The 6,105-nt window shown below is 67.6% G+C and carries 8 protein-coding genes; 4 read left to right on the forward strand and 4 right to left on the reverse strand.

The features are described from left to right. Positions 1-260: hypothetical protein (locus WFP78_RS23115; RefSeq protein WP_336966855.1), on the forward strand; the 260-nt coding region annotated here is incomplete at its 5' end. 65 nt (positions 261-325) lie between these two features. Here the strand turns inward: WFP78_RS23115 and WFP78_RS23120 are convergent. The 4 genes from WFP78_RS23120 to WFP78_RS23135 form a co-directional block, all read right to left on the reverse strand. Next, positions 326-1,354 (reverse strand): CgeB family protein, encoded by a 1,029-nt coding sequence (locus tag WFP78_RS23120; protein ID WP_336966857.1) that lies wholly within the window; start codon positions 1,352-1,354, stop codon positions 326-328. Beyond that, complete coding sequence (locus WFP78_RS23125) at positions 1,351-2,727, reverse strand: polysaccharide biosynthesis protein (protein ID WP_336966858.1); 1,377 nt, start codon at positions 2,725-2,727, stop codon at positions 1,351-1,353. The genes WFP78_RS23120 and WFP78_RS23125 overlap by 4 nt, the downstream gene beginning before the upstream one ends. Before the next feature lie 75 nt (positions 2,728-2,802). Next, positions 2,803-3,453 (reverse strand): YqaA family protein, encoded by a 651-nt coding sequence (locus tag WFP78_RS23130; protein WP_336966866.1) that lies wholly within the window; start codon positions 3,451-3,453, stop codon positions 2,803-2,805. A 115-nt stretch (positions 3,454-3,568) separates the two neighbouring features. Next, positions 3,569-4,108 (reverse strand): GNAT family N-acetyltransferase, encoded by a 540-nt coding sequence (locus WFP78_RS23135; protein WP_336966859.1) that lies wholly within the window; start codon positions 4,106-4,108, stop codon positions 3,569-3,571. Between the two features lie 71 nt (positions 4,109-4,179). On the opposite strand from WFP78_RS23135, the gene WFP78_RS23140 reads away from it, so the two are divergent. The 3 genes from WFP78_RS23140 to WFP78_RS23150 all read left to right on the forward strand — a co-directional run bounded on the left by WFP78_RS23140 (position 4,180) and on the right by WFP78_RS23150 (position 6,105). Then, complete coding sequence (locus WFP78_RS23140) at positions 4,180-4,848, forward strand: glutathione S-transferase family protein (RefSeq protein ID WP_336966861.1); 669 nt, start codon at positions 4,180-4,182, stop codon at positions 4,846-4,848. A gap of 131 nt (positions 4,849-4,979) precedes the next feature. Then, positions 4,980-5,627, forward strand: coding sequence for a hypothetical protein (locus WFP78_RS23145; protein ID WP_336966863.1), 648 nt, complete (start codon positions 4,980-4,982; stop codon positions 5,625-5,627). Then, the gene (locus WFP78_RS23150) at positions 5,617-6,105 is read left to right on the forward strand and encodes a terminase large subunit domain-containing protein (RefSeq protein WP_336966864.1); all 489 of its coding nucleotides are present in this window, start codon (positions 5,617-5,619) and stop codon (positions 6,103-6,105) included. Before WFP78_RS23145 ends, WFP78_RS23150 begins: the two co-directional genes overlap by 11 nt.

The following is a 6,105-nucleotide window of genomic DNA, read 5'->3' on the forward strand; positions in this document are numbered from 1 at the left end:
GAGCGAAAACGCTCTCGTCCTTTGTTGTCGCATTTTCCGAGCCATTGACCGTAAACGGTCAATTTGAAAATGCTCTATGCGGGGTGATGCGGGGCGCGGTTGGGAGATGGATTCCCGCCTGCGCGGGAATGACGGTTGAGGGGGATGCCGGCGTTGTTTTCGTTCGTCATGCTGAACGTGTTTCAGCATCCATGCCTCCCCATGCGCGGCGGTTGCGGAGGCGGGATGTGCCGCCGAGTCACGTGCCTCGGCTGCACTGAAACGCGTTCAGCATGACGATGCGGGGGAGGGGCTCCCTTTTATGGCGTGCTTGCAGTTGGGGCGCTCAGCGTTCCGGCGTTGCCATGGCGGCGGCGACCATTTCGGCGAGCCAGCGTTGGTTGAAGTGGCGGTTGGCGAGGGCGCGCTGGTGGCCGGCTTGCGCCATGGCGCGGCGGCGGGGTTCGTCGGCGAGGAGGGCGGTGCAGAGGTCGGCGCATTCGGCGGCGTCGTCCCAGAAGACGGCTTCCTGGCCCTCTTCGTAGAGGGCCCGATGCTCGCTGGTGCGTTCGCCGCAGAGCAGGCCGCCAATGGCCGGGATTTCCAGCGAGCGGGTGGTGTGGAGGTCGCGATTGCCCTTGGAGAGGAGGGCGAGGCTGATGCGGGCGCCCAGGATCGCCTTGGTGTAATCCGTGCCTTTCAACTCGCCCTGATGGATGAAGGGGGCGATCTGGGCGAATTCCGGTGCTTTCTGCCAGCGCGGGCCATAGATGCGGAGCGGCAGGCCGCGCGCGATGAGGGCGCGCATCAGCGGGCCGCGCTCGGGCATCCAGGTGCCGACGAAAGCGACGTCGCAGGCGAAGCGGGCCTGGTCTTCCTCGGTCAGGGCGATGGGCTGGTGGGCGATCTCGTCGGCGCTGAACCAGACGCGCAGGGTGTTGCGGGCGCCGGCCTGCCGGCCTTCCGCCATATTGGACTGGCGGGGGGTGATGTAGAGATCATAATGCGGGAGCGCCTTGCGGAAGAGGCGCCAGCGATGGCCGTCGCGCGCGCTGAAGGGATTGTCCTGATTGAAGACGGCGATGCGGCGGGCGGCGCGGCGCAGCGTGGCGATGGTGCGGGGGGAGATGAGCTCGCCATTGTCGACCAGCGCGACATCGCAGCGGGTGTCGCCCAGGGCGGCGGCGATGTGGCTGTGGACGCGGTTGTCGAGGCCGAGATTGCCGGTCTTGTAGGACCATGCGTGGAGCAGCCTGGCGGTGGGCAGGGCGGCATAGGGATCGACCTGATGCACGTCATAGCCGATGCGGCGCAGGGCGGCGAGGCGCTGGCCCGAGGTGCCGGAAGAGCGGCCGACATAGAGGACGCTGGTCATGGCTGCGGCGCCCCGTCGCGGTTACGCATCGATTCGAGCCTGCGCCATGTGAGCCACAGGATCGCGGCGAGAATGACGAGTTGTGACAGGAGCACGACGAGCGCGACATCGTTGGTGCCGCCCCAGTCCGCCGCGAGCAGGCAGAGCCCGGCGGAGAGGATGCTGACGGCAAGCGCGATATGGCTGGGCGCGGCGTGGACATTGGCGGCGGAAAGCGCCGTGAGCGCCGAGCTGTAGATCATCTCCGCCGTGACCGAGAGGGTGAGCAGGATGACGAGGGTCAGGCCGGCATGCAGCTTGCCCGATGTGAGCAGCGAGAGGGCGATGGGGCCGCCCAGGATCGCGAAGCCGGCATAGGCGATGACGCAGGCGGTGGAGATGAGCAGATGCACCTTCGTCAGCTTGCGGAACAGCGCGAACTGGCGGGAGCCGGCGAGCACGGAATAGCGGGTGACGAAGGTGGCGTTGAGCATGTTGATCGCCGAACAGCCCACGCGCAGGATGGTGCGGGCGGTGGCGAAGGCGGCGACGGCGACCGGGCCGACGGCGGCGCCCAGCGCGATGATCGGCGCCTGCATCAGCATCGCCTGGCTGAGCGGGATGGCCATGAAGGCGGCGGCGGGGCCGCGCAGGCTGGCGAACTCCTTGCGGGAGGCTTTGGCGAACCCCAGGCGCAGCCAGTCCGACAGATCATATGTCCAGACATAGAGGCCCAGCGTCATGGCGATGCGGATGAGCAGCATCGCGGCGGCGACGGCGATGAAACCGAAGCCCGAGAGCGCGGCGATGCCGACGCCGGCCGCCTCGGCAAGGCGCATGGTGGCGACATAGGTGGATTCGACGGCGGGGCGGCCCAGGGTGCGGACGGCGGAGGCGACCAGCAGGAAGAATTGATAGGCCATGACCCAGGCGATGAGGATGAGCAGCGTCGTGCTGTTTTCCAGGGTCAGCCAGAGGCTGTCGATGCCGGAACCGAGGAAGGCGGCGGTGGCATAGAGGATCGCCGCGAGGACAAGGACGATGGCGGCGACGGTGCAGACCAGCGCGAAGACCGTATGGTAGCAGCGCAGCGCGCCCTCGCGGTCGTCATCCGCCACGCGCATCACCATCAGCGTCTTGGCGACGGTGGTGAAGCCCAGATCCGACATGGTGAGATAGGCGGGGATGGAGGAGATGAGCAGCCATGTGCCGTAGCGCGTCGCGCCCCAACTGTGCAGCAGGATGGGGACAAGCGCGATCTGGACGAGGATGGTGACGATCTGGCCGTAGATCTGCGCGGCGAAGATGCGATGGAAGCCGCCGCCCGCCAGCGCCGTGGCGCTGCCCGCGCCTTTCTTGAGGGCGGCGAGGAGCGGGGCGGCCCTGTTGTTCATGGTCGGGATCTGGGCCGGGGCCAAGGCCGGGATCTGGGCTTTCGCTGCGGCGCGCTATGCGGGGACCTCATGCGATCAGCCACGCTGGCTGGCGATGCTCTCCATCGTCGCGCTGCTGCACCTGTCCTTCGTGGCGCCGCCGCCGCCCGAGAGCATGGAGGCGGCGATGAAGCCGCCGACGATGAGCATGAGGAACAGCGCGGAGAGCCAGCCCAGATATTTCTCGATAAACGGCTTGATGGCCGCGCCGAACTTCCAGAACAGGATGCCGACCAGCATGAACTGGAAGGCGCGGCTCAGGATGCTGGCCCAGATGAAGGTGAAGAGCGACAGGCCGATGAAGCCGGCGGTGATGGTGATAAGCTTGAAGGGGATGGGCGTGGCCCCCTTCACCAGGATGATTTCCGCCCCATAGGCGCGCAGATAGCAGGCGGCGGCAGGGAATTTGGCGGACAGGCCGAGCGCGGCGAGCATCGCCTGCCCCAGGCTTTCATATAGGAAATGGCCGATAGCATAGCCGAGCAGGCCGCCGAACACCGAGGCGAGCGTGCAGATGAAGCCGAATCGCAATGCCTTTTCCGGCCGGGCGAGGCTCATCAGGCCCAGCAGCGGATGCGGGGGAATCGGGAAAAAACTCGATTCCATGAAGGATATGGCGAAGAGCCAGCGTTCGGCGTGGCGGTGCGCGGCCTTGGCCAGCGTCCATTGGTACAGGCGGTCGAGCATCGTCCCGTTGCGTAGCCCAAGCGCCGATGGGCCGCCAGCGGAAATGTTGCGGCGCGGCATGGAAGACGCGCCGATCCGGAGCAGGAAGGGACGAGCGGTGCGCGCGGTCGGGCGATCAGAGCAGGGGGCAGAGCGGGGGCAGGGCGCGGGCGAGGACGGTCATGCGCAGTGGCGGAGTGACGTCTATCGGGAAGGGCCGGGTCTCGCCGGTGCGGAGATAGCCGCGGCGCTCATAATAAGCGATGAGTTCCGCCCGGACGTCGATGACCGTCATTTCCATCCGGGTCGCGCCGAAGACGTCGGTTGCGAGGGCTTCGGCCGCGGCGATGAGCTGGCGCCCCAGCCCCGCGGCCTGTAATGTCGGCTCGATGCACAACAGGCCGAGATAGGCGAGGCCGGCGCCCTTGTCGGTGATCTGGACGCAGCCGATCGGCTGGCCGGCCCTTTCCGCCACCAGCAGGCGTTCGTTGGGAGAGGTCAGGATGGCGGCCAGGGTCGGCAGGTCGGTGCGGGTGCCGTCCAATATGTCGGATTCATAGGTCCAGCCCTGTCGCGCGCTCTCGCCGCGATAGGCGCGCTCGATCACGCGATGGAGCGGCGGCAGGTCGCGGGCACGTGCGGGGCGGATTTGGGATGTGGCGGCGGGATCGGACATGGGCATTAGAGTTGCAAAATAAAACCTGAATGATAGCACATCCCGACCCGACTAACGGGAAGGAGACGGACATGATCATCTATGGAATGCGGGCATCGCCCTTTGTGCGCAAGACCCTTTGGTTCCTTGCGGAAAAGGGGATCGCGCATCAGGTGGTGCCGGCCGGCTTCGGCGCGGGTGGCGAGGATTTCGAGAAGGCGTCGCCCTTTCGCAAGTTTCCCGCGATGGTCGACGGGGATTTTTCGCTGTGCGACAGTAGCGCGATCATCGCCTATGCCGAGGCGCTTCACCCGGAGCCCGCGCTGATCCCGGCCGCGCCGCGCAGCCGCGCCCGGACGGTGTGGTTCGAGGAATTCGGCGATACGATCATGCAGCCGGCGATCGTGCCGGTCTTCTTCAATCGGGTGGTGGCCAGGCTGCTGGGCCGGCCCGCCGACCCCGCCAGGGCGGACGAGGCCGAGCGTGACGCGGTGCCGCCGGTGCTCGATTATCTGGAGGGCATGATCCCGCAGGGCGGCTTTCTGGTGGATGAGCGGTTGACGCTGGCCGACCTTGCGGTGGCGTCTTCGCTGATCAACCTGGATTATGCCAGCGCCCTGCTGAAGGACGGGCGGTGGCCGCGGACCGTGGGCTGGCTCGCGGCGATGAAGGCCCGGCCCGCGCTTGCCGCCCTGTTGACGGCGGAGGCGGCGCAGATGCGGGAGAGGGTGGCGGCTGCACAAAATAACCAAATGGGATAATTAATATTGACATCGTCATGCTGATATGGCACATATTGCCATATTGGGAATTGTGAGTCGCCGGCGTGGCGATGTGGGGCTGGTCCGAAAGGGCCGGCCCTTTTTGTTGCCGCCGACGGATCGGAGCGATCATGGGTGAGGATGGTGGGCAGGAACGGCGGGCGCCAGTGCAGCCGGGCGGACGGGAGATGGAAACGGCCGCTGCCGCAAAGCGCAGGCCGCGCATTACGGCGGAACAGAAGGACAGCTTCTTCACGGCGCTGATCGACACGTCCTGCGTGACGGCGGCGGCGCAGGCGGCGGGGATCGACCGGGGGCATATCTATCGGTTGCGGATCGCCGATGCGGACTTCCGGGCGCGCTGGGATGTGGCGCTGCTGGAAGGCTATCAGCTGCTGGAGATGGACATGCTGGCCTGGGCGCGCCGGATGGTGCGCGGCGAGGATGCGGCGGAGGAGAGCCGGGCGGTCGCCGTGCGCGAGCGCGATGTGGCGGCGGCGATGCGGCTGCTGGGCATGCACCGCGCCCGCGTGGCGGAGATCGAGGCGCGGCTGGAGGCGCTGCGCGGCAAGGCGCCGGGCCGGAAGGGCGCGCGGTCTGGCGATGAGGTGGCGCAGCTGCTGCGCGCGCAATTGCTGGAGGCGCGGGCGCGGTTGAAGAAGAGCGGGGCGGCGGTGACAGCGGGGCTGGAGCATCGCCGTAACGGCGGCAAGGTGCCGGCATCGCCGCAGCGGGGTGCGCCGCCACGGGCAAAGGGCGGGCGCGGCGATGCAGTCTGACTGGGAAGCATTGAGCCAGCTGCCGGATGCGGAGATGGACGCGGTGCTGGCGGCATTGAACGGGGATGAACTGGCGGCGCTGCGGTGGAACTGGGCGGTGCGGGCGCGGCCGGAACAGATGGCGCCGGCGGGTGGCTGGCGCGTGTGGCTGGTGCTGGCGGGGCGCGGTTTCGGCAAGACGCGGGCCGGGGCGGAATGGGTGCGCGGCATTGCGCAGGGCGATGGCGCGGCGCGGATCGCCCTGGTGGGGGCTACGCCGGAACAGGTGCGCAGCGTGATGGTGGAGGGGGAAAGCGGGCTGCTTGCCATCGCGCCGCCCGATCTGCGCCCGGTGTGGCGGCCGACTTCGGGGGTATTGCGATGGGCTTCGGGGGCGGAGGCGCATGTCTTTGGCGCGTCCAGCCTGTCAATCGGCGTGCAAACGGGACCCCTTATCGGCGCGCAAAAGGGACCCCCTGTCAGGATGGCGGAACGTTGA

Origin of the sequence: Sphingobium aquiterrae, assembly GCF_037154135.1 — a bacterium.
In the GTDB taxonomy this organism is placed as follows: domain Bacteria; phylum Pseudomonadota; class Alphaproteobacteria; order Sphingomonadales; family Sphingomonadaceae; genus Sphingobium; species Sphingobium aquiterrae.

Bases quoted from the DNA above. Each gene is read 5' to 3' on its own strand.
- WFP78_RS23120 (WP_336966857.1), bottom strand. From the start codon at position 1,354: ATGACCAGCGTCCTCTATGTCGGCCGCTCTTCCGGCACCTCGGGCCAG.
- WFP78_RS23125 (WP_336966858.1), bottom strand. From the start codon at position 2,727: ATGAACAACAGGGCCGCCCCGCTCCTCGCCGCCCTCAAGAAAGGCGCG.
- WFP78_RS23130 (WP_336966866.1), bottom strand. From the start codon at position 3,453: ATGCTCGACCGCCTGTACCAATGGACGCTGGCCAAGGCCGCGCACCGC.
- WFP78_RS23135 (WP_336966859.1), bottom strand. From the start codon at position 4,108: ATGTCCGATCCCGCCGCCACATCCCAAATCCGCCCCGCACGTGCCCGC.
- WFP78_RS23140 (WP_336966861.1), top strand. From the start codon at position 4,180: ATGATCATCTATGGAATGCGGGCATCGCCCTTTGTGCGCAAGACCCTT.
- WFP78_RS23145 (WP_336966863.1), top strand. From the start codon at position 4,980: ATGGGTGAGGATGGTGGGCAGGAACGGCGGGCGCCAGTGCAGCCGGGC.
- WFP78_RS23150 (WP_336966864.1), top strand. From the start codon at position 5,617: ATGCAGTCTGACTGGGAAGCATTGAGCCAGCTGCCGGATGCGGAGATG.